Here is a 25,846-nt window from a genome sequence, read left to right as displayed (position 1 = left end):
TAAAGGGCGGGGCACGGTGCCCCACCCGGTTAGCGGTTGACGTTGCCGCGCAGCTGCAGCTCGAACTTGTCGGTCTCTTGCGCCGCCACCGACTGCAGGATGGTGCGAATCACCCAGAGCGGATAGGCGGCCGCCTGGGTGGTGAAGCGCAGCACGTTGCCGCTCGACCAGCCCGCCCCCCAGCCCCGGTGATCCAGCCTGAAATAGGGCTGGCCGTTGTTGGGGTTGATGGGGGCCAAGTCGGTGTTCACGTCCCCCACCGCTATCTGGCCCACATGCTCCCCGACCAGCACAAAGCTGGTGCTGGAGTTGAAGATGATGGCCCAGCGCTCCTGCAGGGTGGCGCGGTTGGTGACCTGGATCGGGTAGTCGGTGTCGTTGTACTGCGCCGTGGACTGGTCGCCGATGAGGTAATCAGACCAGACATTGGTCCAACTCTTCTGATCGAACAGCCCGGTATAGCGCGCCCACAAGTCGCCGATGATGAGCGCGCTGGACACCAGGGTGTCGGCGGCGTCATAGGCGTGAGACAGCGGTCTGGCCAGGGTGAGCCTGCCCGAGATCTCCACGTCGCTGACCAGGCTCATGTCCTCGATGCGGTGCACCACGTAGAGGGGTTCGACGTAACCGGTCAGGTTCAAGGGGCTGGCCAAGGTGACCACACCGCTGTCCAGGTTGACGCTGTAGAGCGCCTGGGCGAGCTGCTTGCCGTCCTTGTCCTCCACATGGGCATGAGCCAGCCGTTCGCGGCCGGTGTTGAGCTGCTGCCCGGCACTGACCCCCAGGGGGAAGGCTGACTTGCGGGTGCTGTGCACCACCACGATGTTGCCGGTGCGGATGAACGGCACCCGGCCATCGGACGGCAGCCGCACCGGATCCAGCCCTATGATGTCGGCATCGAGCGGCAGATAGCTGAACACCACGCAGTTAAACCGGATGGTGTCGGCCACCACGCTGAGCGGGCGCCAGATCTTGCCATCCTCCCCCACTGCCTCGGCGTCATACCAGGGTTGGGCCTCGTTGCCGGCGGCCGTGACCTTGCGGCCAAAGCGCACCCACACCACCCCGGTCTGGTAGTTCACCCGCCCGTCCATGTCGGTGGTGGTGAAATAGCCGTCGCCGTCCGCCGTCGCCTCGATGCGGCGCCCGCTCGCGGTGTTGGCCGCGAGATAGAGGCTGCCAGGGGCCACCGGGGCGCCCGGGGTGCGGAAGGTCACCGCATCCACCGACTGGGCGCTGAACGAGGTGGCCAGGGACTGCAGCGCCGGCTGGGCAGCCTGTCCCGCTGCCCAGTCGGCCAGCACCGCCAGCCCGTTGCTGTAGTCGATGGTGCCCGCCTGAATGCCGGCGCCGGTCTCCGGGTCCGGGTTGCGGTAGAGCAGCCCTTGGCGGTCCACGTAGGTGCTGCCCCCCAGGGTGAAGCGCATTGAGCCCTCCAGGATCGCCTCGGCAAAGCCGGGGGTCACGTCGATACGCAGCGCCTGGGCGGTCAGGGTCGCGTTTTGCGCCTGGGCCGAGTTGTTGTTGCGGTAGGTCACATCGACCCAGCCCCCCTCGCCATCGGGGAAGGTGTAGGCGGTGTTGTGGTACTGGATCCCGGTCATGGTCCAGCGCTGCACCGCGATCTGGTTGTTGCCCTCCCAGCGGGTGCCCACGGTCACCCAGGCATAGGTCGGCTTGGGCAAGGGCGCGCTGCCGTCCGGCATGAAGTGCAGGGTGCCGGCGCTGTAGTTGATGGCCCCCAGCACGTTACCGCTGGCGTCGATAAGCTGGCCCTGACCGTCATCGCGCAGAGTGATGATGGGGTCGCGGGTCTCGATCACCAGCTGTTGATCGTCCACATCAAACTTGTGATAGAGCGCGTTGAACTTGACGTGCACCGAGCCCGGGGTGAGGTTGGTGGCCCCTCCTCCCGCGCCGTCCAGGGTGATGGAAAGGTGCCCCACCTGGCCTGGGGTGGAAAGGCGCCCCGGCTCAACGTGGCGCTCGGTCACCGGCTCCCCATATTGGTACTGGGCCACGTACTCCTGGCCCAGCGCCGGCAGGGTGATGTGCTCCAGGTCGATGATGCCCTCGGCGTAATTGATGGTGCCGGTGATGTCGCCCCGGATCCGCCCATCCCCCACCGCATCGTTGGCGGTCAGGCCCGCGCCCCAGGTCAGGATCAGGCTCTTGGGGGTGATGCCGGTGTGGGGCAGCTGCCAGGCGCTCTTGCTGATGCTGATGGGCTGGTTGCTGCGGTTGGTGTAGTTGACCGGGGTGGCCCAGCTGAACAGGATGGAGGTATCCACATCCGGCAGCGCCCCCAGGGTCAGCATGACCGAGCCGGTCGCCAGATTGACCACACCGGACCCATAGGATCTGTCCGCCCCGAACAACTCGCCCTTGCCGTTGTCCTTCAAGTCGTACCATTTCCCTTGCGCCATGAACGACACCGTCAGGGTGCCCGGCGCCGGGGTCGGCATCAGGGTGATGGTGTAGGCATAGCCCCGGTTGTTGGCCTTGATCTCGATCTGGGCCGTGTCGGCGATGCGCGACGGGCGGGCCGCCGGCCAGAAACTGACGCTCTTGCTGGCGCCGCCGTAGTTCGGGCACTGGGCGTTGAACTCCAGCTGGCCACGGCCATAGTCGATGGAGCCGATGACAGATCCCGCCACCACCAACTCGCCCCCCTTGTCGGTGATGGTGGCGGCGCCGATGGTGATGGTCAGGCTGCCCGGCTTGGCGCCGCTGCCGAGGAACAGGCCCCGGCTAGGGGCTATGCTGGCCACGGTCGAGAAGCTGACCAGACCCTGGCCGGAATCCACCAGGCTGGCCAGCTCGCCGGCTGCCGTCAGATCCACCGCCGGGGTCTCGCTCCTGGCCGCCGGCACCAGCTGGGTGAAGATGGTCTTGGCCTTCACCTGCATGGCGCCGAACGCCGCATCTTCCGCCAGCTTGGTGGTGGCGAAGTAGTTGGCGGCATCGGCCACCACCGTCTCGCGCAGGGCGGTCTTGGCGTTGGTCACCACGTCATAGGGGGTCGGCTGCTCCCCCTCGAAGGTGTAGCGCAAGGGGTCGGCCAGCTTGCAGGTCACCACGTTGCGGGTGAACTCGGCCACCCCGGGGATCTGGAACTTGGCCAGTTGATAGGTCACTTCCAGCACCCGCACATACTGCTCGAACTCGCCGGCCTTGCCCTCGTTGCCGACCAGCACCAGGGTCTCCCCTACCTCCGGCAGGCGCACCTCGACCCGCTGGAAGAAGCGGATCGCCCGCTGCCCTTCCAGCTGGGTGTCGTACAGAAAGCCGCGCCACTTGGGCCCACGGGCCAGGTAGCGCTCCAGCACATCGCGGGCAGCGTCCCGGGTGTCGTGGTGGTCTTTGGTGGTCATCAGGCACAGGCCCACGTTGGGGTCGCTCGGCGGCAGCAGCACGGTGGTGTTGGCACCGTAATAGGTGTCGGTGTCGTCGGTCTGCACCGCCAGAAACGCCTTGCGCAGGTTGACCACCCCATAGGCGCGGTCGAGATCGCTGACATCGGGAAACAGGCTGTTGTGCTCGCCGCTGACGATTTCGTGGCCGGTGACCCGGCCGCCGCCATCGGGGGTATCCGTCAGCCGTTGGCTGGCCAGCAGCTTGATGTCGCCGGAAAGAATGGTCATGGGGTTACCTCAAGAAGGCGAAGGGTTATTTCATAAGGGGTCTGGGCGTCCGGATCCGCGATCCGGTAGAGTTGCTTTGCCTCCAGCCCGCCGCCACTTTCTCGCCGCCATATGACAGTGAAGATGCGTCCGTTGAGGTGGAGCTGCATTCGAGCAGACGGCACTGCGGCCAGCGCCTGCAACTCCAAGACGGTTGAACGTTTTACCCAGGCCTCACCATCTGATCGAAGAGTGATAGGCCGGCCCTCGGACTGGACGGACTCTTCGACGATAATGGCGCCGGAAAGCGTTGGGGTAATTACCTGCCCGACAGGCTCCCACCCGAACTCATCTTCCCAGTCCAGGTCATCTGGCAACTCGATGCCGGCTAGTGTGATCATCAGCTTCTGAGTCCTTGCTGTTTCAACACGCGCAACAATGCATCCAGATTTTCCTCATCGGACTGGACTACTGCGGTGTCAGTGGCGGATTTGAGATAGATGGTGACCGTTTTATTGCTGCCTGATGGCGTCGGTGCACTCTGCTGTTGTTGGGGCGGTGTGGGCCCTGCAGTTGGCTGAGTCGTCGCTTTCTCTGCTTCCTTCTGCTGCGCCTTATTCAACTCCTTCTGGAGCTGGGCACGCATGGCCTCCATCTCCTTCTGGAACTTCTCTGCGTAATATTTCGACCACTCGTTATAGGCGGGGATGTCCCTGACCTTCTGGCTGTAGCGGGCCAGCTCTTCCTCCACCCCGGCTAGCGTGTTGGCTAGGGCATCGGCGTTGCCACGCAGGTTATTGATATCCACTGTTTTGTAGAAGAAGGAACCGGCGCCAACCGTGCGCGTCACTTCCCCCCGACCAGTGCCTGACAATGCCGAAGCGCTACCACTCGTGCTGCTGATGGCGTCTTCCACATCGGCTTTGGTCTTTTTGGCCTCGTCCTGCACCCCTTTGAGGTTGTCCCTCATGGTGTCGGTCGCCTTCTTCGACTTATCCGCCGCGGTGTTGAATCCATCACCAATCTCTGCCGCTTTCGCTTTGGTCTGGCGGATATGGTCATCCAGGTAGGTGAGCCCGCGTCCTTGCTCCTGCGCTGATACCTTTCCTGCCTGTCCCACTGATAACCAGATCCGGCGTAGTTCCTCCAGCTCTTGCGCCGTGTCAGCCTTGTTGACGGCCGCCTTCATGGCGGCAGCAATGTCTTGCGAGGTGGCATTCACATCGGTGGCTACTGCGCGGAAGGTGTCGATGGTCTGGCGGCCCACGGCATCAATGCCGGTATGGAGCGCTTGATAATCAACGCCGAGGCGGCGCAGTTTTTCAGACAGCACTGACTCGGTGATCTGGGCCGTGCTGATGGCACCATTTTTCATGGTGTCAAAGGCCGCCATTGACTGGACCTTCAACACCTCGAGATCCTGCAGGCTCATGTCCTGCAGGCTCTTGCGCAGGCCAGCATCTATCTCGGTCTGGGTGACCTTGCCCTGTTCGCGCAGAGTACCGAGTGCCAAGGTGATGTTCTGCAGGGAAGTCGGGTCCCCCATCTGCAGCCCATTGAACATCTCGTTGATCCCGGTGGCCGTTTCCTTCCCTTTTGCCTTGAGCAAGTCGAAGTCGGCCACCAGCTTCAGCACGGCAGGACGAGTCTTGGCATCAATGACCTGGCCTGCCATGTCGGCTCCAGCCGCCAGATCGAGAAATCCTTGTCGCATGCTGGCCAGTGCTGCATCGGCCTGATATTGCATGGCCTCGGCTTTGAGCCCGGACGCTTCAAGCGCCTTCTGCACCTGCAACTGACCCGTCAGATACTCGCGATGGCCCTTGAGCCGCTGCTCGTAGGCTGCCCGCTCGACGGCGGAGAGGTTGGCCACCTCTTGCGCAGTGAGGATCTGCACATTCTTGAACTCGTCAAACTGCGCCATGGTGGTCATACCCTGGCGCTGCAGTTGGGCGAAGAAGGCGCGAGACTGCTCGGCCACCCGTTGCTCAATCTCCCCTGCCTCCCCCATCCTGGCCGCCCAGATCCCGGTGTCCTCCGCCAGTTTGGCCAGCCCCTTGCCACCCTCGTAGGCCAACGTGGCCAGGGCAGCATAGGCGGCAGCAGTGCCAAGCCCGATCCGGCTTAACATACCGCCGGCTTTGTTCCCCTTCTTGGCCATCTCCTCCATGGACTCGCCCGCTTTCTTGGTATCCGGGGTCACGCGGGTTTTCAGAATGTCGGCGAACTTGAGCAGATCGGTGCTCCACTGCACCACCTTCATGGTTGCCCAGGCTTTAACAGCCAGCGCAATCGCACCGCGCCACTCAACCAGTCCCTCCACAAATTCGCGCAGGCCTACCACGGCCACCTTCAGGCCATCCGATACTTGGCGGGCCCAGGCGGCCAGACTACCGTCGGCGGCGGCGGCCTTGATCTGGCTGGTGACGCTCTGCAGCTCACCCTTGATGAAGTCGAAAATGCCCGCATCTGCCACCGCCAGTTCGACCCGATTCAGCTCCTCAAGAAAGTTCGACCAGATCCCGCTGAAGGTTTTGGACATGGCCTCAGAGGCACCGGCCGCATCCTGTCCCATCGCCTTGATCAGCAACTCGATCTCGGCACGGCCCAGCTTGCCTGCCGTGGCCATGGCGATGATCTCGTCAGTGGTCTTGCCCATGGCTTTCGCCAACAGTTGGGCCGCTGGTACCGAGCGCTCGTTGAGCTGGTTCATCTCCTCGGCTTGCAGCTTGCCCTTGGTATAGGCCTGACCGAGGGCGGTGATGACCCCTTCCAGATCCTGATAAGTGCCTGCCGTCTTGGCGGTGTAATCGGCGGCCGCCTGCAACACACCGTTATAGGGATCCAGCCCGAAGTTCTTGGCCTTGATAAAGGCGGTGGTGATCTCGTTGAGTTGGAACGGGGTCTTCTCGTTGAACTCCCGCAACCAGGCCAACGCCTTTTCACCGCCGGCGGCGCTCCCCTCCACGCTCTTGAGCGAAACGCCCAGCCGCTCCATCTCATCGGCGGTGCGGATCATGCCGGTGGTGCGGGCAATCAGCTGATCAAAGCTGAGGTAGGCCGCTGCCGCGCCAGTGATGCGGCCGATAAAGTCCCGCCAACTCCCACTCCCGCTCTGCACGCTCTGGTGCAGGCTGTCGGTATTCTGCTCGGCCTGCTTGGCCTTCTTGCTGTATGCCTCCATCCCGGCGGTAGACGAGCGCAATTGCGTGGCCTGCCCGGCAAGCTGGCTCTTCAGGTATGCCACCTGGGCCCCAGCCTGTTGGCTGGCCGTTTCAATCCGCTTCTGCTCGCTGGCCAGCTTGCGGGTGTCGACCCCAGCCTCGGTCAGGGCGCGGCGCAGCCCATTGAGCGTGGTGTTCTGCCGCTGATACTGGCTATCGAGGGACTGCACTTCCCGGCGTGCAGAGTTGAACTCCCGGGCTTGCTGGCGCAGCGCCTTCTCACTGGCATCCAGTCCGTTCTTGAGGGCATTGGTTTGCCCCGCGCTCTCTTTGTACTGGTCCCCCAGTAGGCGAACCTGATCCCGCGCATCCTTGAGCGCCTGGCGCTGTTCCTTGGTGACGCTGGTCGCCTCGCTATTGGCCTGGCGCAACAGGTCCACCTTGGCCTTGGCTTCCGCATGAGCGCTCGCCAGCCGCTCGGTCTCCTGCCGATTGGCACTGTAGGCAGCATTGGACGCCGTCAGCTCTTTCTTGGCATCTGCCAGTGCCTTGCCCATGCCGGTAGCACGGGTGCGGGCAGCCTCGAGCCCGTCCCCCAGTTCGGCGGTGCTGCGCTTGAGGTTGGCAAACTGGGTCAGGGTCGCGTTTTGCTCACCGAGGCGCTGCAGCTCATCCCCCAGGGAGCCGACCTGCTCGCTGCTCGATTCGGTCTCACCACCCAGGGTATCCACCTCGGCGATTAGCTTGCTGATCTCGGCCAGCCCCTCAACGGCGGCGCGGATCCGCAGCTGGATATCGGTATCGTTGCTGGCCATCAGGTTCCCCTATTAATAAAAAAACCCGGCTCATGGCCGGGTTTGGAGGCTTCTGTTTATCAGTTGAGGATTTCCATCCGATACGGCTCGGACTTGCCGGGCTGAGTCACCAGCGAGCCTTCCAGCTCCCCTTCCATAAACTCGCCACTCATCAGCGCCAGTGCGCCCTGGGCGGCCAGCATGGCCTGATCGATGGTGACGCGCACCCGCTGGCCGGGGTTGGCCAGGTTCTCGCCGTCGATCAGGAAGTAGCGAGGCTTGAGAGTCTCGGTGGTGCCGGTGTAGGTGGTGCCGGTCACGGCCGCCTTGGTGTAGCTCACCTTGCAGGCCACGGCGGCGCGGTCGCTCACCGCCATCACCATATTGCCGTTCACCAGATAGTCGGTGTCGATATCCAGGGTGGTGCTACCGCTGGACAACTTCACCACCACGGTGCCCGCTTTGATAAAGGCAGTGGCAAGCTCGACCCATCCCCCTTTACTGAGGGTCACAGGTTCATCCACCACCGGGGCCTCGGCCTGGGTGAACGCCACCTGTTTACCGGCGATGGCATCGGCCAGCAACTGCTTGGTCATGGAGTCCCATTTCAGGGAGAGCTTGGCTGGGTCTTTCGGCAGTTGGACCGAGTCCAGCGCCTGGCCGAAGGTGCTGCGCTTCTTGGAGATGCGCGACTTCTCCTCGGTGGTCGGTGGGGTGATGGTGATCTCGTTGACGTTGATGGGGCCAATCAGGGGCCCTTTCACGCCGTTGTTGATTTCGGCGATGTAGACATCACCGGCCAGCAGCAGGCCTTTGTCGATAAATGACATGCTTGGATGCTCCTATGGTATCCAGATGGTGGTGCCGGCCTAGAGGCTGGCGGTATAGGTGAGGCTGAATTGGATGGAGGTCAGCAAGGTATCGCTGCCGATTTCTTCGGGTTCCAGATTGATGGTGCCCACCGAGATAGTGAGCAGCGTCGTGCCCGGCAGGGGGATCCCCGCCGTCGAGGGCACCAGGGCGGCCAAGACGTCAGAGAGCAGCTGGTCACGCCCTGCCCGCCCGTCACTCACCGGTTGGTAGAGGTCCACCTGAATGTTGCGGGTGCGCTTCCACTCCCGCCCCCGCCGCTCCGGTTTGCCCTCGGTCAGCTCCCGAAAATGGGCCAGCGGCAGTGGGGTATGCTGGTCGATCTGCGGGTCGCTATCGCACACCCGGTCTTCTGGAGACAGTGCTGGCACACTGCGCAACTTGGCCAGCAGCGCATCGATGATGACGGTCGCTTCGGTCATGTCACTCTCCTGCTGAAGGTGCTGGCAAGGTTGGCCTGCAGTTCATCGAGGAACTGCTCGGTGATGATGTCGTTCCACCAGCCCCGCAGGCCCACACCACCCGCCATCACCAGCCGCGGCTTACCGGCTTTCGCATAGCGGATCATCGGGCGACGCTTCTTGCCGTAGGGGTTGATAAAGCCGTAGACCTGCACGCGCTTGCCGCCCCGCAGCACCCAGACGCTGGCCCGGGTGCCGGTGCCATCGGTACGCTGACTGGCAAACTTGACTCGGCTGAACGGGATCTTCTTCAGGTCCAGGCTGATGGTGGCAACGTCGTTGCTGGCGTTCGCCTTGTCGAGCCGGATCCGCGCCCTGACCGAGGCTGTATTGAAACCATCCGCTGAGATCCGGTTCACGATGTCACCCCGGGTGGCGGTGGCCACTTCATTGACCACGGCCACCAGTTGCTTGCGGATCGTGGCAGGGAGCGCCTTGAATGCATCGACGCTATCGCTCAGGCCGGTGACGTTGATCGCCCTGGCCCTGCGCTTGCGGCTAAGTCCGCCCGGCATCAGACCACCATCACTCGCAGCGTGGTGCCGTTGTCACTGCCCTCAATCAGCCCATCGATACGGTATTGCCGGCCACGTAAGGTGACCTGGTCACCCTGGCGTGCAAAGGGGGGGACGAGCTCAGGCAAGATCAGGTCTATCTGGTGTCGCGGTTCGCTGCGGGCCCCCACCATCACGTTCTCAGCTGCCAAGAAGGCGGTGACCGGATAAGGTTCGCCCTGCTTCGGGGTGTAGGTCGCTGGCTCACCGGAGAGTTTGCGGGCGGAGATCTGCAAGGCGCCAGGCTCGCTGGCGGTATCTTCGATCAAGTACCAGCAGGCATTCCCCTTCAGCAACTGCCCGGGCAGGATATCGCCCCGAACCCGCACCGTGATTAGGGTCGAGCCGGTCGCATAGATACTGGCTTGGGCCTCGCGCCCTGCCGCTTTGGGGTCAATGATTTTTGCCCACAGTTTGCCAAGCTGCGGCCATTCTGGGGGGGTGCCGGTTGCGGCGCCAAAGCGCGTCAGCCGGGTGTCGAGTTCGCCACTTTTAAGCATGCAGCCCCCTAGCCCACCACGATGTCACGATAGGGATGGATCAGCGAGTCATACGCCAGCGGCAGAGTCGTGGCGATGGTGCCCGTCACCACGGCCTCCCGGTTGGTGTACCAATGGCCGATCAGCAGCAAGGCCGCCAGCTTGAGCGCAGGGGTGAGAGGCTGCCCCTCCTCCCCTGTCGCCACCAGCGGCTTGTTGATGTCGGACTGGATGTGGCTGATCGCCGCTTCAATCAAACCGGTCAGCAGCGCATCTTCGTCGGTCATCTCCGGTTCGATTCGGCACTGAGCCTTGGCTTCAACCACGGTGATCAGCAACATACTTACTCCTCACCCTCGGCTGCGGTGTAGGCCTCAGCCACGCCACCGTCGATCAGGGCCTGTGCCTTGGCTGCGTCAAATCCGGTGATGTCGCCGGGGCTGTAGTTCTTGAAGGGGCGGATGACCTTGATAAGCGTCACGACGGGATCGCTCCCCACCTTGTCTGGTTTGGCCATGATGGCTCTCCTGAACGGTCTTGATAGTGAAATGGAAGGGGCCACGAAGTAGCCCCATGGCGGGGTTTACCAGGTAACGGCGGTCCCCAGTACCAGCCCTTCAGGATGGCGGAAGCCCACATCGTGGTTGCCGACCAGCCGGATCAGGGATTGGTTGCGGGCATAGGCGCTGACCAGCTCGCCAGCGGCATCCACATAGGTGGCCTCGCGACTGAAGTCGATGGTCATGTTGTCCTGCTCGCCGATCACCACATCGTTCCAGTCGGCGAAGTAGATCTCGGTCTGATTGGTACCCGCGCCGAGGTTCACCGGGATGGTGTTGGTATGGGCAATCGGGTAGCCCTTGAGCAGGCCTTGGGCCATCTCCGGATAGAGCTTGTTGCCGTTGCCATCGCGCAGACCAAACAGCTTCATCCAGGAACGCGGGCTCATGCCCCAGCCCGGATTGATCATCATGGAGTCGGAGCTCATCAGCTTCAGGATGAGCGAGTCGAGGTAGGCATCAATGGTGGCCAGATCCGCCGTGCCAGTCCAGGCGATGGTGCGGCCCGCATCGGTGGCCACCTTCTTGAAACCGGTCGGGGTGTTGTTGGAACCGTCGTCGCGCAGAAACGCCTTGTCCTCGCGGCTACCCATGGCCGCGATCATGTCACCCAGCACCAGTTGCTCCACGTTGTACCCGGCGCTCCCGATCAACTGATTGCTCATCGGGACCAGGGTGATGATGGTCTTGGCCGAGAGCTTCACGTCATCGAAGCTGCCGCCGGTGGCCTTGGCATCAATCCCTTCCCCTACGTAGCTGGAGGTCGCGCCGCCGGACATGCGCGGCATAGAGAGGTTGCCGTTGGGCAGCGGCACCGGGCGAGCGCCGAGCTTGCGCACGATGGTGCGCGGGCGCAGCAGCTCGATCAGCTCGGAGTGCAGGTTCTCGGGGATGAGTGCGCCACCGGAGCCGGCCGCGGTGCCGATCACCATGGCGATCCCGGCATCGCCGATCTCTTTGGCGGCAAACTGCTCGGCCAACTGCATATCCCCCTTGCCAGCGGCAACCGCCATGGCGAGGCGAGCCATGCCGGCACCGGGGTACTGCTTGAGTTCTTGTTTCACATGTACTGCCGGTGGGGCCTGAGAACCGTTGGCATTCACCGGCACAGCCTGCTGAGCCATCAGTCGCTCGGTGCTCTCTTGGCGAGCAATGGCGGCACTGATCTGGTTCGCTTGCGCCTCCAGATTGGCAAACTGGGCCAGTTGCTCGTCACTCAAGGCAGTGCCGCTCGCTTCCAGGTCGGCAAGGGCTTTGATCTGGGCGACGATTTCGCCACGCTCGCGGCGGAGGGTTTCGATAGTTTTCATCGAGTGGTTTCCTTTGGGTATAAAAAAAGCCCCGAAAGGGGCTTATTGGGATGGGCTCCGCCGCAGGGCTAGAGCTGGTTCTGCAATTCGATGGCCCTGGCCCGCAGGCCGACGGACTGTTGAGGTTTACCCTGGTTGGCCACGCTGGCGGCAAGGGCGTTGAGATAATCCTGGGGATTGGCCAGCTCGTCGGCCAGGCCGTTGGCCACGGCTTCACTGCCGCTGAAGAGGGCAGCTTCAGTGGCCTGCACTTGCTCTGCTGACAAGCTGCGATATCGAGCGACGGAGCTCACGAATAGCTCGTATGCCTGATCCATCCGGTGGTCGATGGCGGCCATCGCCCCTTCGGAGAGGGGTTCGTGCGGGGTGCCATCCTTCTTGCGCTCGCCGCGGTAGAAGGTGGTGAAGGTGAGGCCCACCTCCTGCTCCCACTTGCTAACCTCCATGTGCTCCATGATGACGCCCACCGAGCCACAGCCGCCGGTCTCACTCACCACCACCTTGGTGCAAGCGGCAGCGATGAAGTAGGCGGCCGAGTAGGCGGCGAAGTTGACCAACGCGGTGATCGGTTTGACGCTGCGCTTGGAATAGATGTATTCCGCCAACTCCTTGCAGCCCACCGCCATGCCACCGCCGGAGTTGATGTCGAGCACGATCTCCTTGACCCGTTCGTCAGCCAGCGCGGTGGCGATCTGCATCCTTACCCACTCGTAGCTGGTCAGCTCGGTGCAGGTAGCATCGATGTGACCACGCCGCGCCATCAGGATGCCGTGTACAGGGATCACAGCCAGCCCGCCGATGCGGTTCTTGAACTCGCCATTGGCCTCCAGCGGAGCAGGCTCGAACCCGTCCGGCAACTCGTCGGCAGCCATGATGTCTCGCTGGTTGCCCAGCATGCGTGGTAGCAGCAGGCTCTTTACCCCAGCCAGTACATCTTGGGTGGCATAGAGGGGTTGGCCAAACGCCATGCTGGCCAGATGAGGGTAATTGATCAGCTTCGGCATAGGATGGCCTCGATCTCGTTGAGTTGTTCGGCGCTGGCTTTAGTGATGCCGGGCGGAAGAGAGCCGGTGCTCACCATGTTGAGCGGGGTCAGGTAGATATCTCCACCTGCTACCGGCGGTAGGTTCTCCAGCCGGCGGATATCGTTGACACTCATCCAGCCCCACTGGCGACCGAGGGCATAGGCCTCGTAGCGGGACTTCTGATCTGCCCGTAGCAACCCGGAGACGTTGAACTCGATGTAGAGGTTCTTGCGCTCCGCTGGCAACAGCAGGTCTCGCATCATGGCGCCTTCGATCCGCTTGACCCAGGCCAGCAGGGTGTAGATGACAAACTGCAGCCCCTGGTGCTCGATGTTGTTATTGGTCGCCCGCTCCAGTTCGCCGATCATGTGCGGCGGCACCTTGTAGAGCCGGCAGATCTCGTTGGCGCCATACTTGCGGGACTCCAGCAACTGCGCCTGCTCGTTGTTCATGGCGAGCTGCTTGTACTGCATGCCCTCTTGCAGCATGGCGACCGAAAAGGCGTTGCGCAGCCCTGAGTGCCGATCGACAAACTTGTTGAGAATGGCGTCGAGTTTCTCTTGCGATTCGATCGCCTTGGCGGTCGCTGGCCTTTCGATCACTCCGGAGAGCGTGGTGCCGTTGGCAAACACCCGTCCCGCATGCTCATCCACCGCCATGGCGAGCCCGATGGTGTCCGGGTTGGTCTGGATCGGTGACAGCCCCAGGTAGCCATCAAGACTGAACCCCTTGACGTGGTGCACCATCCGCATCGGCAAGATCTGGTTGCTGCCATCCAGCAACTGGTAATAGGGCAACCCATCCGGCCCCTTGAGCACCGCCACCTTATCGGGGTTGATGGGAATGAGCTCGGTGATAAAGCCCCGCCCATCCCGGTCGATCAAGCTGTAACTGTTGCCACGCAGGCCCAGGTGACCCATGCGCTGCTCATTGAATTCAAACGCTGTGTCTTTCTGGTTTGGCTGGTTGTGGATGAGGTCGTACAGCGGGTGGTCAGTTGCACGCAGCCGCTGGTCATCATCTCGACGGTAGAGCTCACAGGGGAGCTGCGCCACGGACTCGGCCAGTAGGGTGACACAGGCACGCACAACCCCTTGCGCCAGGGCCGTCTCCGGCGTGACCAGCACCCCGGCCTTGGCCGTCTTACCTGTCATGCTGCTGATCCACTGACTGAAGTTGCCGCCCTTGCGCCCGCTGCCGAACATCATTGGCAGGAACATTAGCTATCCCCCTTGTGGCGTTTGGCGAACTCGGCGGCAGCCACTGCTCGACTCATCATTAATGACCAGATCAGGCAGAGCAGACCGCCCACTATCCAGCCGAGCGGCGGGGCGTAGAGGCTGGCGCCATAGGCCAGCGCCGCAGCCCCCAGCAGGCCCACGATGAAAATGAAAAGTTGTGTCAGCATAAAACGTCCGAGGTTTCGTAGATGGAGCGGTCATCGCCGCGATCCGGCACCATGGCGCGGGCGATGGTCATGATCAGCGCCACCGCGCCGTCTATCTTCTGATCCGCGCTCTCCTTGATCGGGCGCACCATGTCATCGTTTCCGGGCAGGTATTTGCCGATCACATTGCCGATACACCAGGTCATCAGGCTGTTGCCGTCGTGGTGGAAGCGGCCGGCCTGGATCGAAGCCTCCAGCTCCTTCATCCCGGCGGACATGTTCTGATAGTTCTGGGTGATGGTGATGGGGGTCATCCCCTCATCTGCCAGCGAGTGAGACAGGGCAATTGCCCCTGCCGGATCGAGTGGAGTCTCCAGCACCTTGTTGGCCAGGTTGGCCTCTTTGGCCTCTTCGAAGATCTCGCGATAGTCTATCTCTGCCCCATCGGTGGTGCTGAGTTCGCCCAAGTTGACCCACTTCTGGTATCGCTCCGCCAGACGCCGGTTATCGTTATCGAACACGGTATCTTCCGGCACCCAGAATCGGGGGGCGACCGAGTAGTAGTGGCGCTTGCCGTCGATATCGCGCCAGAACAACCGCGCCATGGAGTTCATGTCGAGCTTACGGGCCAAGTCGAAACCGAGGATGCACTCGTCACCGTCGAACTGCTCCAGGGTGAGGCTCTTGTCCTCGCAGGCCGCCCAACGCTGCATGTTGTAGAATGCTGTCTTGGCCGAGACCCAGACGTTGAGGTGTTTGGTCTTGAAGATGTTGGCAAAGCGGGCCGACTTGATGGCCTTAGCCTGCTGCGCCAGCAGATGCTCGGAGTAAACCGAGACGCCCATGTTCGGATTAGCCTTAGCCAACACCTTGGGATCCGCCCAGTCATCCCCCTCGTCGATGGTGTAAATGATGCCGAACAACTCATCGTCCGGCACCGTGCCAGCCAGCATCTCGATTACTTCCCGCCGCTTGTCGTAGCAGGGGCCGTCGATGTTGTAACCGGCAGTGGTGATGACCCACATCAGCGGTTGGCGGCGGGCGCCCATACCAGTGATCATGGTGGTGTAGAGGTCGTCGCTGTCATGCTCGTGGTATTCGTCCACGATGGCGCATGATGGCGACTGACCGTCACCCGGGTTGCCAATCAGCGGCTCAAAGCGAGCGCCGTCAGCAGGGATATTCAGGTTGCTGGCGTTGACTTCAACCCCGTAATTGTCGAGGAAGTCTTGGGTGCGCTTGGCCATCAAGCGGGCGGGGCGGAATACCTCCCACGCCTGTTTTTCAGTGGTGGCGCCTGAGTAGACCTCGGCACCGAATTCGTTATCTGCCGCGAAGCAGTAGAGGCCAACCGGAGCGGAGAGCGCCGACTTGCCATTCTTGCGGGGGATCTCGTTGTAGACCTCGCGAAAGCGACGCAGCCCGCTGCCCTTGCGCACCCAGCCAAACACGCAGCAGATGATGAACATCTGCCACGGCTCAAGGTTCAGGGTCTGGCGCTTGAAGGCCCACTCCCCCTTGGTGTGGGGCATGAGCTGAACGAACTTGGCAGCCCGCTCGGCTTTGTCCTTGTCGAAACGAAACCGGAACTTGGCCGACTTCTCTTTGGCCAGATCATCGAGATGACGCTGGCAGGCCTGGATCACGTAGCGGCAGGCTGGGATGTTGCCACGCACCACATCGCGGGCGTAGCCATTGGCCACGTTGACATAGGGATAGCTTTTGCGTGCGGCCATAGTCCATCCCTACAAAGCAGCGAACGGGTTGCCTCCTCCCTTCTTCTTGTTGCCGCCGATCAGGCGCGAGCGGCTGGAAGGGTCCAGCCCGAGCAGGGCCCCGTATGTGGTCATTTGCTTGAGTGATTCGTTGGCGACGGTACAGGCCGGGTTCTTGACTGGACCACCAGTGGCACCTTCAACCACCAGGCCGTGCTTGGTGATCTCGATCTCGGCTCTGCGCCAGCGGGAGTAAGCGGCGCAGAATGCCTCCAGGTTGTGCAGATCGGTGATGCACAGTACCTCGGCGGCGCACAGCTCTTTGATCACCATGTCCCACAACGTGGGGGCCCACTGGTCTTCTGCTAGCCACTCTGGGCAAGCGACCCCGATCAAAGGGGTGAAGGTGGGTTCGTTTTTGTTCAGCGCCCGCTTGCCGGCATTGCCCCCCAAGCGCTTCAAGGCCGTCGGCTTGGGCTTCCTACCGCGCCCGGGCACGGTAGCTGCACCGCCCATCGCACCCTCCATTTAAATTTTTAATTTCGCGGGTATAAAAATTTCGCGGGGCGGAGCAGTGGTGAGGTCGAAAAGCTGGGAGGATTTGATCCCCCCTACCCCCTCCCCAGCCCCGCCCGGCGGGCTGCCAGCGCCTCTGCCCGCGTCTTGGTGCCGTGGCAAGGGTCGCAGATGCTCTGCAAGTTATCGTCATCATCGGTGCCGCCAGCTTCCTTGTTGACGATGTGATCGACCTGAGTCGCTGGTGTCACGATGCCCAAGGCAAGGCACACCTGGCACAGGTACTTGTCCCTCTCCAGTATCCGCTTGCGTCGCTTGCGCCACGCCCAGTCATAGCCGCGATCATCGGCGCTGACCTTGGCCACCGTCTTCCACCCATCGAGCAGATGTATATGGGCTGGGCAGTAGCCATGCCGCTCGGTGGTCAACTGATGACAGGTGCGCTCTCTGCACACCTTGGGAACTCGTAGAGGCATGGCTGCTACCTGGTGGGTGCCGCACCGGCACACATTAACGCGGGACGACCCGCCAGATGGTAGAGTGACTCGGTGCGGCGATTCGGTTACTGCAGGGAAATCAGGGAGCGGTAGGCTCTTTCACAGGCCAGACCGGATGCTCGAGCTCGGTCATACGCTCTTGCCAACTCTCCCGCTCGCGCATCAGCCCGGCTGAGCAGGTCGGCGAGCACCACGGCGGGCTGTCTGGCTGTTTCGCCTGGCTGGGCAGCGCCGGTATGGCTGGCGCACTGATTTGCTCGTGCTGCCAAGCGGCGGGCTTGCTCGTGCAACCCAGCAGCAACAGCACTGGCAGCAGCAGCGTCACTCTCAGCCCGGGCAATCTCTTGTTCTGCATCCTGTCTCACCTTCTCTATGTCCGCTTGGCGACGCTGCTCAACCTCTCGCGCAGCGGTTACCGCATCAGCTCGTGCAGTGGCCAGTTCGGCCGCCTGTTTGTTCCACTTCACTGACCACTCAAGCCCCTTGTCATGAGCTCCGGAGCTGTAGCCTGAGTGGTGAATCCACCACACCAGCAGCGCTACCGCGGTCAGGCGAGCGAAGAACCACACCACGGGATGCGCATCGAGGAACTGCCTGACGGGGTTCATGCTGCAGCCACCCCATTTTTGATGGCCGTAGCAGCATCCATGCCCCTGAACAGACATTCCTCTGCGACACGCCGGCGGGTCAGCCCGCGCATCACCTTGCCATCGTTCTTGTTCCACTTCCGAAACTCACGGGCGGCACCATCGTAATCACCGGTGTTCAGCTTGCGCAGCAGTGTCGAGTCCCCCAAGCCCTCCGGGATGGTGTCGGCATCGATATCAGAACCAACGTTGTAGGCAAACGACACCAGCGCATCGAACTGGCCCTGAGTCAGTGGCACCTTGACCAGCGACAGCACATCACGCTCAAAGCGGCGGAGATCATCAACAAACACGCTGTCAGCCTGTTGCTGCGTCCACTCCAGCCCGGGCCTCACCTTTGGCCCGGTGTGCCCCCACCCGATAGTCCACGGCTCACCATTTTTACTGCCAGGGTCTGGGTAGGCCCTCAACTTGCAGGCCTCGAAGTAGTGCATGAGGCTGATGCCGTTCGGTGATGTGCGCTCAACTCGGACCATTGCCAAACCTCCTATCCAGCACGCGACCGGCAAACTCACGGATCTTCTCGACCCCGAGGAATCCGATCGAACCGCCGACAAACCCGGATGCGGTGGCCGCAATCCCGAACAGCTCCATCCCAGACATCACCGAGAGGGAAATGGCGCCGCACAGCAACGACTCGAGTAGCCGCTGTCGAACGCCGCCGCCGGAATAAGTTACCCGCAGCCAGGAGATCACCACAGACAGAATGAAGCCATACAGCGCGGGCCAGTGAGTGTCGGCCCACGCCAGCAGCCAGGCCAACAGACCAAGGTCTTTATCAGGCATCTGCATACCCACCACCCCCGCAGGGACTCAGAAATGAAAAAACCCCGGCAAGGCCGAGGTTTGGAAGGGGAAATAAAAAAAAGGACTGAACCCTTTCGGGTGCAGTCCTCCATCATTGGAAGTCAGCCTACACAAAATTGCAGCGCGAGTAAATAGCCTTTCAGTTCTGAATCAATAACCGCCTGTGCATCTCACCAATGTGCCCTAGTGACTGGCAGTCGAGCCCCCACAAGTGGCCAAAAAATTGATTCAGGCTGTGAACATAAGAAGTTCAGAACTGTGAAACCAAGACAACTTGATTTTCATCATCACCAGCCTTTGTCTGAACATCTTTCCAGCGAACAGTCACCGTCATTCCTGATGAGCAATCAATTTGCATTTTGTATTGTGCGCTCGCCTGTACAGCTGCATCTAGCTGCGTTTCAGACAATGCCGTGCAACCCATGGCGCGAGCCCTCTCGATCTCATTCGTCGCAATCAGCGTTGCCTCGGCTCTCTGTCTAGACAATTGAGATGCAATCGACATGTTAAGTTGCATTTTCGTCGCAGCAAGAATCCCAAAGCCAAGTATGACGATAGCAATGATTGCTTCAATAATGGAAAACCCTGCTTGATGTCTCATTAACAGATGCCCCTAGTTCAACATATCTGACCAGCTATTCTGAGCTACAGCCAATGTCGGTGGTTTCGGCGTAAATCCGGTTCCCCCACCTTGACCGAAGATCTGATTGGTCACGACAGTTGAGTTTTGCAGATATGTGGCATTCCCCGTGACGTTGATATTGCCAGAGGAAATCACAGATCCCTGGAAAGTAGCGTTACCAGACCCCCCCGCATTCCAATCACCAAGCACTTCGACTTCTACCGGTACGTCACTCGTACCAGAGACCGCCGGCACAGAGTAAGAACAGATCGATTGGTCTCCAACTGCGGTTGTGGGCAATAGTGTATTCGGTGGCGTGCACTTACTTGATGAAGCTGAGCATGCAGCGACAGTACACGCAGCGGGTTGGCTGGCGTTGAGACCGTAGACAATACTGCTCCATGTAGCCGCCGATGTGTAAGTGCCCTGCTGTACCGTCATTTGCTGATACCCCGTGATCTTTTGCTGGTAAGTCACGGTGTAACGACCATTTTTCGGAATTGTATGACCTTGAGAGTCAGTGCATCCACCGTTCGTATTGCACTTGATCCCCCCCGTTGACACCGCGGTGAAGATGGGTTTGCTCTTGTCGTCACCGTAGATTGGCTTGGTAGTATCGTCGACCTGCACATAACGAGGCGAACTTGTCACTGCAGTAACTGTATCTTGAGCATTGCAGCTACAGCCAATATTTAGTCTGGTATCTGCAATATCAACATAAAGCACACCAAATATCGTCGAGTTAGCATTTATTTTAACTCCATTAGAACCACTTGCCATTCCCATAACAAAAATCAAAACTGGGTCTACCTCAGTCCCCATATCATATTTATGATCAATTCCACCACTTGAGAGCCAAAATATACGCTTGCCAGCATCATAAGCCGTCTTTATCTTATCGTCCTCTGTCTTCGAACCACAATTACTTGCACAGATATATCCCTTAGGATTTGCCGCAACTGACGCTTTAGCTTCTGGCTTACAATCTACTGCCCTGGAGATGTCGGTGGCGTATGCGGCCTTGGCAACCGGACAAAATCCACCAAAGTAATATATAAAATATTCATCTGTTGTCATGCCTCTTGTTACCGGATTCCCTGCCGAATCTCTCAGTACATTCCCTGCATGATCAAGCAATTGGACTTTGAATTCGTTGCTGTTCGAGGTGGCTGTGGATGGCGAACCACTGGTACCGACATTTCCGACAATGGTTCCACCAGCAGTTGCGCTTGAAGCAGTAGTGCTGCCGCCCAAAGTAATGTTGCCAAGGGATACCAGCGCGGCTGGACCAATCCCACTTCCTGCCGTAAAGGTGAGACGTTGCGAAACCTTGCGGGTTGTCCCGCCAATACTGGTGCCAGTACTGGTTAAAGTCGCTGTCACATTATCGGCTGCGATTTGATACGCAACGGTAAATTTTCCACCGGCGGCATTGTTGGTCGTTTGCTGAGCTGATGACAATGCTGCATCAAACTCAGTTGTAGGGTTGGCCGTCAGGTAGTTGTTCATATTAGAGAAAAAGAGTACCCGCCCTTGCTCCGCATTTTGAAATGCAACTTGGGTCAAATAGCTATTATTCGCTGACTGTTGTTCAATAATAGAACCTCTTGCGCCCCAGAAAACCAGCAGAGTAATAAGGATTATGAGTATGAGTGAGGACAGCAGTGTCACCATCCCTTTTTGTTTTTTCATGACACCCTCCTTAATTTCTCAACGTAACTGCGGCTACGACATCACGGCTTACATAATTACCACTTTGAGTTTTCAGATTTGATGATTTCAGAGTAAAGTGAATCCATTTAAGCTTGTCGAAGCCAGCATCAGCTTGAAAGACCGAAGTTGCTGATGTACCTGCTGACGACGATGGAGGTGCAGCTGTGGGAGACTCGACTGTCAATAGTACAGGGTCAGTTACTGAGGTGGGATTCCATGCCGGATCAGACAGCGAACAGGATGATGGAGGCGCGGTCAAAACGCTTTTGAGCACATAAATCGCCTTGGTATTTGGGTCACGTAGATAACCCCGATAAGCCTCACTGTTGTCCGGATTTCGATAGGTCAACAACAGGCAATTATCACTAGCATAAAATGATCCAACATTAATGCCACCAACCGTCAGTGTAGGTACCGCCTGCCCCAGTGGGGTGTAACCTGCCCGTCTAATATCTGCGGTAATCGTACCGACGAGAGCATGCAAAGTTTGCTCGAACTTCTGCTGCTTTACCGACTCGGCATTTGCCCGAAGAATGGATGAATAAAAATTAAGCGCACCAGCCATAATAATGAGTCCAATTGTAAGACCCACCATAAGCTCTACTAGGGTAAAACCATTTTGTTTATTCAAAGTCATCCCCCCGATATTTTAACCAGGCCAAGCATATTGATCGACACCGTGCTTGTTGTGCCACCACCAACAATGGTGTAGTCAGCCCCGGTAGAAGGAGGGAGTCCTCTGATATTGTCAAAACGTAACGATGCCACTGAAGGAGTGATGGTAACACTGCTCGCTACACTGTCAGTACGAATATCCCCAGTACAAGGGGTCGTGGTACCAAGGCAAAATGAGTTTCCTGACACATCAAGATAAACATTTGTATTGCGTCGTAAGGCTTCTGAGCGAGCCGTGTTCATCAGTTGTTCCAGGAATTCTGCAGCTTTCTGGACACGTATATTGTCAAAGGTGGAAATAAAGCTGGGTACACCAACAGTAACTAGAACTACTAGAATTAATATGACTACGATCAGCTCTATGAGAGTAAATCCCCTATTACTCATTACAACCCCCAACACGCAGTTGGATTAGAGGTCTTAGTACTATCTGTCGAAAAACCCGCCTGTGTGACAGTGAGTGTCTGGCAATCCGTATCAGCGGCCTGCTGGCCGGTCGCCGTTGCATTCGCTTCATACACTGACGTGGCTGCACTCTGGATAGCAATGTCGTAATAGCCCTCCGGTGAGGTGTCCGTCATACCTAGATCAGACAGGGTCGTCGCATAAGCGAGATTGTTTCCTCGGTATTTTTCTTGTGCCATTTGAAGTGCTGCAAGCGCAACCTTGGCATCATCGCGATGACTCTTGAGGATGAAAGAATGATATGAGGGAACCGCAATCGCAGCCAGAATCGCGACGACGACCATCACGATCAGCACTTCGACCAACGTAAAACCACCCACAGGTACGGAACATCTAAAGGCTTTTGATGCCCCCCCTACTTTCGATGCAGATCCGTATCCTGTCCTTGTATCTTTCTGAACATTAAGCATGGCCCTCCCTTCCTCCCCCTAACAATCCTTTGTTATGAAACCAGCAGTTTAGCGATACCTATCCATCTGCGTATGAACCCCTATGTAGAACACACAGTATAGAGCTTGCCGTTCTCAGCGGTTTGATGAATTTCGACTGATCTACACCCATAGTCACTCTGAGCAATTTATCCTGAGCTTAAATCTCTGTCACCTCCCCTATTAACTGCTCCGCATGCTGCTGCACCAGGTAGGTTCGCGCCAGTTCAGGGTCCTTGCACCCCAGCCAGGTGTCGTAGTCATCCGGCGACACGATGACCAGGCTCCGCTTCTCGTCTCATGGCTTGTGCATTCGCCGCAGTAGCGGGTGCGTGTCGGCATTAATGGTGAGCTGAGAGAAGCTGAAGGTGTAGCCCTGCTCCTCCTGCCATGCCCGCCAGATGCCGGCCACCGCGAAGGGCATGCCGTCGGCCATGCTGATCCGCCAGCGCTAGGCCTTGCCGCTCTCGTAACAGGGTTCGAAGAAACCGGTCATAGGCACCAGGCAGAGATGCCCTTGCTGCCAGGCGTGGCGGTACGTCGGCTTTTCACCCACCGTCTCGGCCCTGGCGTTCATCGTGGTGTAGTGCTTGTTGCCAGGCTGCACCTTTCTCTTCGGCACCATCCCATAGCTGGCGATCAGCGCCTGCCGCCGTCCGTCTCGCTGGATTAGGATCGGGGCCTGGTAGTCCTGCCACACCTCCTCCTTCCAGTCGTACCCGGGGTCATCAACCCCGAAGTATTCCACCAGCACCGCCTTGGTGGTCGGGATGTAGTTGATGCACATGCGCAGCCCCTCCGTCGGATGAGAACCCAGACTCACCGAGCCGGTTTCTGCCAAGCATAATTCGCCGCGGCACAGCCCGCACTGCCAAGACCCGATTGCCGACCAGTGATCTTTCCGGATCCCTCGGATAAAATAACTGTATGTTCATACAGTGATGATTGCCATGATCCCCCACGCTACCGATGCACCTATCATAGAGCTCCCTTTATTCCTCACCCCTGCCGCCTGCGGATTCCCCTCCCCGGCTCAGGACTATGTGGAACAGTCCATCGACCTCAATCAACACTGTGTCCCCCACCCGGCGGCCACCTTCTATGTGCGGGCCAGCGGACACAGCATGGTCGGGGAAGGCATCAATGACGGCGATATGCTGATCATCGATCGCGCCATCACAGCTCGCCACGGCGACATTGTGCTCGCCTGCCTGGATGGCGAGTTCACCGTCAAGATCTTGCAGTCCGACCCACCGGCGCTACTACCGGCCAACCCGAACTTCTCACCCATCATTCTGCAAGAAGGGCAGGAACTGGATATCTTCGGCGTCGTCACCTTCGTTCTGCACAAAACCCGGCGAGGGTAGCCATGCCAACCGCCATTGCCCTGGTCGACGTGAACAACTTCTACGCCTCTTGCGAGCGGCTGTTTCGCCCCGACCTCAAGGGGGTGCCGATCGTGGTGCTCTCCAACAACGATGGCTGTGTCGTGGCCAGATCGGCAGAGGCCAAGCGGTTGGGAGTCAAGATGGGGGTGCCCTACTTCCAGATCCGCGAGCTCTATGAAGAGCAGGGCGGCATCTGGTTCAGCTCCAACTACGCCCTCTATGGCGACATGTCGAACCGGGTAATGACCACCCTGGAGAGCATGGCCCCAACCGTCGAGGTCTACAGCATTGATGAAGCCTTCGTCGAGCTCAGCGAAAGTTGGGCTGGCGACCTGCTGGCCTATGGCCGCCAGATCCGCGAGCGGGTGCAGCAGTGGACCGGCCTAACCGTCGGGGTGGGCATTGCACCGACCAAGACCCTGGCCAAGCTGGCGAACTACGCCGCCAAGAAGTGGCCGGCCACCGGCGGTGTGGTGGATCTGCGCGATGAGGGGCGCCGCGCCAAGCTGATGACCATCACCCCGGTTGAGGAAGTCTGGGGGATAGGGCGCAAACTGACCGCCAAGCTCAACAAACAGGGCATCAACACCGTGGCGGATCTGGTGGCGGCCGACCCCAAGAGCATGCGCCGACAGTATGGCGTCGTCGTCGAGCGAACAGTGCAGGAGCTGAGGGGGATCCCCTGTGCCGAGCTGGAGCCGATGGCCCAGGCCAAGCAACAGATCATCTGCAGCCGGAGCTTTGGCGAGCGCATCACCGAACTGGGCCCTATGCAGCAGGCGCTGGCCGGCTACATGGAGCGGGCAGCCGAGAAGCTGCGTGCAGAGGGGCAACGGTGCCGTCACGTCACCCTCTTTATAAGGAGCAGCCCCTTCTCGGAGCGAGAGACCTACTACAGCAACCAGATCGCCACCCGGTTGCTGATGCCCACCGCCGATACCCGCGAACTGCTCGCCCAGGTCGAACCGCTACTGCGCCGTATCTGGCGCGATGATGTCCGCTATATGAAGGGGGGCGTCATGCTGGCCGACTTCACCCCCATGAGCATGCAGCAGGGAGACCTATTCGCCGCAGAGCAGCAATCCCCCCGCAGCGAGGCACTGATGACAGTGATTGACCAGATCAATCAGGGAAGGTTGGGGAAGGTCTACTTCGCAGCTCGTGGCCGGAACACCAAAGAATGGATGATGAAACGTGAGCAGCTCAGCCCCCGCTACACCACCTGCATCAACGAGCTCCCCGCGGTGAAGGCATGACCTTCGATAGCTGAACCAACTTAGAGCGCAGGACGTTTAGTTTGGCAGGGGGGCTTTACTGGGGGGTTCTGGATGGATGCAGAGCACCTTGATGAAAATCCGCTTGTGGGCTCTCCCCTCCTCTTTAATCCCTACACGAACCTCGGCCACTAGCTCCACACATTGCAGCGTGCGCATGAAAAACATTAATTTGCCTGCGAGAGCATAGGGAATATCAAGCACCTCGGTGGCAAGTAGTTAGATATCTCGACTGGAGAACTCAGGTGGTGGTTTCGTGCCGACTGTAATCTCCAGCTGGTCGCCCATAAGACCCTGTTGGTCGGATTCGACAAGAGGTAGACCTGCCGCGTGAAAAGCCCGCAGCAGGGTCTGACGCTCCTTTTGAGTGCCACCCTTTACAGAAAGACCAACGGCCCTAGCGTAGCCACTAAAATACTTTGTCTTAATACCAGCAGCAGCAAGAGCGGCCTCCAAGTCGCCACGAAACACTGTAGCCTCTGGATCATCCCCCACCCAGGCTAACCACAGCTCAATTGACGAGCCTGCAAGTGCGATTGCCAATTGTTGGGCTTGGCTCGGCGACACGCGCCGCCAAGACAAGAGGGATTTTAGGCGAACTTGTTCAAGCATGGCCTGCGCGGTCTCAGCCTTTGCTTTTGCTGTCTCTGCCTCATTTGCAGAAATGCGCTCATCAGCAAATTTCTCGCGCACTCCACCGCTCCAAAACACACCAGCGGTACCTATCAGCGCCAGAGTGGCACCGCATACAAGGAGCACGTTTGTAGTGGTCTAATCATCCCGGACACCATTTTAGGTGGTACAGTCGCCACCATGACTTGAGGTGTTCAATGACAAGATTACGTCGCTCATTTACTGCTGAATTCAAACTC

At 59.6% G+C, this 25,846-nt stretch carries 29 protein-coding genes; 2 read left to right on the top strand and 27 right to left on the bottom strand.

Annotated elements, in window-relative coordinates; genetic code table 11:
* Positions 1 to 29 precede the first annotated feature (29 nt).
* The 26 genes from ACB039_RS11165 to ACB039_RS11040 form a co-directional block, all read right to left on the bottom strand.
* Complete coding sequence (locus tag ACB039_RS11165) at positions 30 to 3,644, bottom strand: curculin (mannose-binding) lectin protein (protein WP_371165688.1); 3,615 nt, start codon at positions 3,642 to 3,644, stop codon at positions 30 to 32.
* Positions 3,641 to 4,024: a hypothetical protein gene (locus ACB039_RS11160; RefSeq protein WP_371165687.1), complete on the bottom strand. Its 384-nt coding sequence runs from the start codon at positions 4,022 to 4,024 to the stop codon at positions 3,641 to 3,643. The genes ACB039_RS11165 and ACB039_RS11160 overlap by 4 nt, the downstream gene beginning before the upstream one ends.
* The gene (locus tag ACB039_RS11155; protein ID WP_371165686.1) at positions 4,024 to 7,602 is read right to left on the bottom strand and encodes a tape measure protein; all 3,579 of its coding nucleotides are present in this window, start codon (positions 7,600 to 7,602) and stop codon (positions 4,024 to 4,026) included. The genes ACB039_RS11160 and ACB039_RS11155 overlap by 1 nt, the downstream gene beginning before the upstream one ends.
* A gap of 59 nt (positions 7,603 to 7,661) precedes the next feature.
* Positions 7,662 to 8,411 (bottom strand): hypothetical protein, encoded by a 750-nt coding sequence (locus tag ACB039_RS11150; RefSeq protein WP_371165685.1) that lies wholly within the window; start codon positions 8,409 to 8,411, stop codon positions 7,662 to 7,664.
* A gap of 39 nt (positions 8,412 to 8,450) precedes the next feature.
* The gene (locus tag ACB039_RS11145; RefSeq protein WP_371165684.1) at positions 8,451 to 8,873 is read right to left on the bottom strand and encodes a hypothetical protein; all 423 of its coding nucleotides are present in this window, start codon (positions 8,871 to 8,873) and stop codon (positions 8,451 to 8,453) included.
* Entirely contained in the window at positions 8,870 to 9,427 is a 558-nt protein-coding gene (locus ACB039_RS11140) for a hypothetical protein (protein ID WP_371165683.1), read from the bottom strand. The genes ACB039_RS11145 and ACB039_RS11140 overlap by 4 nt, the downstream gene beginning before the upstream one ends.
* Entirely contained in the window at positions 9,427 to 9,966 is a 540-nt protein-coding gene (locus tag ACB039_RS11135; protein ID WP_371165682.1) for a hypothetical protein, read from the bottom strand. The genes ACB039_RS11140 and ACB039_RS11135 overlap by 1 nt, the downstream gene beginning before the upstream one ends.
* A gap of 8 nt (positions 9,967 to 9,974) precedes the next feature.
* Complete coding sequence (locus ACB039_RS11130) at positions 9,975 to 10,286, bottom strand: head-tail connector protein (RefSeq protein WP_371165681.1); 312 nt, start codon at positions 10,284 to 10,286, stop codon at positions 9,975 to 9,977.
* 2 nt (positions 10,287 to 10,288) lie between these two features.
* Complete coding sequence (locus tag ACB039_RS11125; RefSeq protein ID WP_371165680.1) at positions 10,289 to 10,462, bottom strand: hypothetical protein; 174 nt, start codon at positions 10,460 to 10,462, stop codon at positions 10,289 to 10,291.
* A 66-nt stretch (positions 10,463 to 10,528) separates the two neighbouring features.
* Positions 10,529 to 11,815 carry a phage major capsid protein gene (locus ACB039_RS11120; RefSeq protein WP_371165679.1) on the bottom strand — a complete coding sequence of 429 codons (1,287 nt, stop codon included), beginning with the start codon at positions 11,813 to 11,815 and terminating at the stop codon, positions 10,529 to 10,531.
* A gap of 68 nt (positions 11,816 to 11,883) precedes the next feature.
* Complete coding sequence (locus ACB039_RS11115) at positions 11,884 to 12,819, bottom strand: S49 family peptidase (protein ID WP_371165678.1); 936 nt, start codon at positions 12,817 to 12,819, stop codon at positions 11,884 to 11,886.
* Positions 12,807 to 14,060 carry a phage portal protein gene (locus tag ACB039_RS11110; protein WP_371165677.1) on the bottom strand — a complete coding sequence of 418 codons (1,254 nt, stop codon included), beginning with the start codon at positions 14,058 to 14,060 and terminating at the stop codon, positions 12,807 to 12,809. Before ACB039_RS11110 ends, ACB039_RS11115 begins: the two co-directional genes overlap by 13 nt.
* The gene (locus ACB039_RS11105) at positions 14,060 to 14,248 is read right to left on the bottom strand and encodes a hypothetical protein (RefSeq protein WP_033130572.1); all 189 of its coding nucleotides are present in this window, start codon (positions 14,246 to 14,248) and stop codon (positions 14,060 to 14,062) included. The genes ACB039_RS11110 and ACB039_RS11105 overlap by 1 nt, the downstream gene beginning before the upstream one ends.
* Positions 14,242 to 15,963, bottom strand: a complete 1,722-nt coding sequence (locus ACB039_RS11100) for a terminase large subunit (RefSeq protein WP_371165676.1) — start codon at positions 15,961 to 15,963, stop codon at positions 14,242 to 14,244. Before ACB039_RS11100 ends, ACB039_RS11105 begins: the two co-directional genes overlap by 7 nt.
* Positions 15,964 to 15,972: 9 nt before the next feature.
* Complete coding sequence (locus ACB039_RS11095; protein ID WP_139390349.1) at positions 15,973 to 16,458, bottom strand: phage terminase small subunit P27 family; 486 nt, start codon at positions 16,456 to 16,458, stop codon at positions 15,973 to 15,975.
* Between the two features lie 95 nt (positions 16,459 to 16,553).
* On the bottom strand, positions 16,554 to 16,934 hold the full coding sequence (locus tag ACB039_RS11090) for an HNH endonuclease (protein ID WP_371165675.1): 381 nt from the start codon (positions 16,932 to 16,934) through the stop codon (positions 16,554 to 16,556).
* Positions 16,935 to 17,020: 86 nt separating this feature from the next.
* Positions 17,021 to 17,563: a DUF2514 domain-containing protein gene (locus ACB039_RS11085; RefSeq protein WP_371165674.1), complete on the bottom strand. Its 543-nt coding sequence runs from the start codon at positions 17,561 to 17,563 to the stop codon at positions 17,021 to 17,023.
* Positions 17,560 to 18,078: a lysozyme gene (locus tag ACB039_RS11080; protein ID WP_371165673.1), complete on the bottom strand. Its 519-nt coding sequence runs from the start codon at positions 18,076 to 18,078 to the stop codon at positions 17,560 to 17,562. The genes ACB039_RS11085 and ACB039_RS11080 overlap by 4 nt, the downstream gene beginning before the upstream one ends.
* On the bottom strand, positions 18,065 to 18,394 hold the full coding sequence (locus ACB039_RS11075) for a phage holin, lambda family (RefSeq protein WP_371165672.1): 330 nt from the start codon (positions 18,392 to 18,394) through the stop codon (positions 18,065 to 18,067). Before ACB039_RS11075 ends, ACB039_RS11080 begins: the two co-directional genes overlap by 14 nt.
* A gap of 265 nt (positions 18,395 to 18,659) precedes the next feature.
* Entirely contained in the window at positions 18,660 to 19,010 is a 351-nt protein-coding gene (locus tag ACB039_RS11070; RefSeq protein WP_371165671.1) for a prepilin-type N-terminal cleavage/methylation domain-containing protein, read from the bottom strand.
* Between the two features lie 12 nt (positions 19,011 to 19,022).
* Positions 19,023 to 20,723, bottom strand: a complete 1,701-nt coding sequence (locus ACB039_RS11065; RefSeq protein WP_371165670.1) for a hypothetical protein — start codon at positions 20,721 to 20,723, stop codon at positions 19,023 to 19,025.
* Positions 20,724 to 20,733: 10 nt separating this feature from the next.
* Positions 20,734 to 21,375: a type II secretion system protein J gene (locus ACB039_RS11060; RefSeq protein ID WP_180911212.1), complete on the bottom strand. Its 642-nt coding sequence runs from the start codon at positions 21,373 to 21,375 to the stop codon at positions 20,734 to 20,736.
* A gap of 2 nt (positions 21,376 to 21,377) precedes the next feature.
* Positions 21,378 to 21,806 (bottom strand): GspH/FimT family pseudopilin, encoded by a 429-nt coding sequence (locus tag ACB039_RS11055; protein WP_371165669.1) that lies wholly within the window; start codon positions 21,804 to 21,806, stop codon positions 21,378 to 21,380.
* Positions 21,806 to 22,294 (bottom strand): type IV pilin protein, encoded by a 489-nt coding sequence (locus ACB039_RS11050; RefSeq protein WP_180911215.1) that lies wholly within the window; start codon positions 22,292 to 22,294, stop codon positions 21,806 to 21,808. Before ACB039_RS11050 ends, ACB039_RS11055 begins: the two co-directional genes overlap by 1 nt.
* A 316-nt stretch (positions 22,295 to 22,610) precedes the next feature.
* Entirely contained in the window at positions 22,611 to 22,748 is a 138-nt protein-coding gene (locus ACB039_RS11045) for a hypothetical protein (protein ID WP_371165668.1), read from the bottom strand.
* Positions 22,749 to 22,763: 15 nt separating this feature from the next.
* Entirely contained in the window at positions 22,764 to 23,135 is a 372-nt protein-coding gene (locus ACB039_RS11040) for an SOS response-associated peptidase family protein (protein ID WP_371165667.1), read from the bottom strand.
* Positions 23,136 to 23,262: 127 nt separating this feature from the next.
* On the opposite strand from ACB039_RS11040, the gene umuD reads away from it, so the two are divergent.
* Positions 23,263 to 23,679, top strand: a complete 417-nt coding sequence (gene umuD / locus ACB039_RS11035; protein ID WP_266140356.1) for a translesion error-prone DNA polymerase V autoproteolytic subunit — start codon at positions 23,263 to 23,265, stop codon at positions 23,677 to 23,679.
* 2 nt (positions 23,680 to 23,681) lie between these two features.
* Positions 23,682 to 24,956 (top strand): translesion error-prone DNA polymerase V subunit UmuC, encoded by a 1,275-nt coding sequence (gene umuC / locus ACB039_RS11030; protein WP_371165666.1) that lies wholly within the window; start codon positions 23,682 to 23,684, stop codon positions 24,954 to 24,956.
* Between the two features lie 237 nt (positions 24,957 to 25,193).
* On the opposite strand, the gene ACB039_RS11025 is transcribed toward umuC, so the two are convergent.
* Complete coding sequence (locus tag ACB039_RS11025) at positions 25,194 to 25,667, bottom strand: hypothetical protein (protein ID WP_371165665.1); 474 nt, start codon at positions 25,665 to 25,667, stop codon at positions 25,194 to 25,196.
* Between the last annotated feature and the right edge of the window lie 179 nt (positions 25,668 to 25,846).

The sequence above is a fragment of the Aeromonas sp. S2(2024) genome, assembly GCF_041402505.1.
In the GTDB taxonomy this organism is placed as follows: domain Bacteria; phylum Pseudomonadota; class Gammaproteobacteria; order Enterobacterales; family Aeromonadaceae; genus Aeromonas; species Aeromonas media.
The sequence above is the reverse complement of the archived record's forward strand: the minus strand, read 5'-3'. Positions and strand labels throughout refer to the sequence as shown.

Excerpts from the sequence above, each read along its gene's own strand:
- ACB039_RS11135 (WP_371165682.1), bottom strand. The coding sequence starts at position 9,966 with ATGCTTAAAAGTGGCGAACTCGACACCCGGCTGACGCGCTTTGGCGCC.
- ACB039_RS11120 (WP_371165679.1), bottom strand. The coding sequence starts at position 11,815 with ATGAAAACTATCGAAACCCTCCGCCGCGAGCGTGGCGAAATCGTCGCC.
- ACB039_RS11165 (WP_371165688.1), bottom strand. The coding sequence starts at position 3,644 with ATGACCATTCTTTCCGGCGACATCAAGCTGCTGGCCAGCCAACGGCTG.
- ACB039_RS11075 (WP_371165672.1), bottom strand. The coding sequence starts at position 18,394 with ATGCAGATGCCTGATAAAGACCTTGGTCTGTTGGCCTGGCTGCTGGCG.
- ACB039_RS11115 (WP_371165678.1), bottom strand. The coding sequence starts at position 12,819 with ATGCCGAAGCTGATCAATTACCCTCATCTGGCCAGCATGGCGTTTGGC.
- ACB039_RS11155 (WP_371165686.1), bottom strand. The coding sequence starts at position 7,602 with ATGGCCAGCAACGATACCGATATCCAGCTGCGGATCCGCGCCGCCGTT.
- umuC (WP_371165666.1), top strand. The coding sequence starts at position 23,682 with ATGCCAACCGCCATTGCCCTGGTCGACGTGAACAACTTCTACGCCTCT.
- ACB039_RS11045 (WP_371165668.1), bottom strand. The coding sequence starts at position 22,748 with ATGGCCGACGGCATGCCCTTCGCGGTGGCCGGCATCTGGCGGGCATGG.
- ACB039_RS11105 (WP_033130572.1), bottom strand. The coding sequence starts at position 14,248 with ATGCTGACACAACTTTTCATTTTCATCGTGGGCCTGCTGGGGGCTGCG.
- ACB039_RS11150 (WP_371165685.1), bottom strand. The coding sequence starts at position 8,411 with ATGTCATTTATCGACAAAGGCCTGCTGCTGGCCGGTGATGTCTACATC.
- ACB039_RS11080 (WP_371165673.1), bottom strand. The coding sequence starts at position 18,078 with ATGGTCCGAGTTGAGCGCACATCACCGAACGGCATCAGCCTCATGCAC.
- ACB039_RS11100 (WP_371165676.1), bottom strand. The coding sequence starts at position 15,963 with ATGGCCGCACGCAAAAGCTATCCCTATGTCAACGTGGCCAATGGCTAC.
- ACB039_RS11110 (WP_371165677.1), bottom strand. The coding sequence starts at position 14,060 with ATGTTCCTGCCAATGATGTTCGGCAGCGGGCGCAAGGGCGGCAACTTC.
- ACB039_RS11095 (WP_139390349.1), bottom strand. The coding sequence starts at position 16,458 with ATGGGCGGTGCAGCTACCGTGCCCGGGCGCGGTAGGAAGCCCAAGCCG.
- ACB039_RS11055 (WP_371165669.1), bottom strand. The coding sequence starts at position 21,806 with ATGAGTAATAGGGGATTTACTCTCATAGAGCTGATCGTAGTCATATTA.
- ACB039_RS11090 (WP_371165675.1), bottom strand. The coding sequence starts at position 16,934 with ATGCCTCTACGAGTTCCCAAGGTGTGCAGAGAGCGCACCTGTCATCAG.
- ACB039_RS11145 (WP_371165684.1), bottom strand. The coding sequence starts at position 8,873 with ATGACCGAAGCGACCGTCATCATCGATGCGCTGCTGGCCAAGTTGCGC.
- ACB039_RS11160 (WP_371165687.1), bottom strand. The coding sequence starts at position 4,024 with ATGATCACACTAGCCGGCATCGAGTTGCCAGATGACCTGGACTGGGAA.
- ACB039_RS11130 (WP_371165681.1), bottom strand. The coding sequence starts at position 10,286 with ATGTTGCTGATCACCGTGGTTGAAGCCAAGGCTCAGTGCCGAATCGAA.
- ACB039_RS11125 (WP_371165680.1), bottom strand. The coding sequence starts at position 10,462 with ATGGCCAAACCAGACAAGGTGGGGAGCGATCCCGTCGTGACGCTTATC.
- ACB039_RS11065 (WP_371165670.1), bottom strand. The coding sequence starts at position 20,723 with ATGAAAAAACAAAAAGGGATGGTGACACTGCTGTCCTCACTCATACTC.
- ACB039_RS11085 (WP_371165674.1), bottom strand. The coding sequence starts at position 17,563 with ATGAACCCCGTCAGGCAGTTCCTCGATGCGCATCCCGTGGTGTGGTTC.
- ACB039_RS11140 (WP_371165683.1), bottom strand. The coding sequence starts at position 9,427 with ATGCCGGGCGGACTTAGCCGCAAGCGCAGGGCCAGGGCGATCAACGTC.
- ACB039_RS11050 (WP_180911215.1), bottom strand. The coding sequence starts at position 22,294 with ATGCTTAATGTTCAGAAAGATACAAGGACAGGATACGGATCTGCATCG.
- ACB039_RS11070 (WP_371165671.1), bottom strand. The coding sequence starts at position 19,010 with ATGAGACATCAAGCAGGGTTTTCCATTATTGAAGCAATCATTGCTATC.
- umuD (WP_266140356.1), top strand. The coding sequence starts at position 23,263 with ATGATCCCCCACGCTACCGATGCACCTATCATAGAGCTCCCTTTATTC.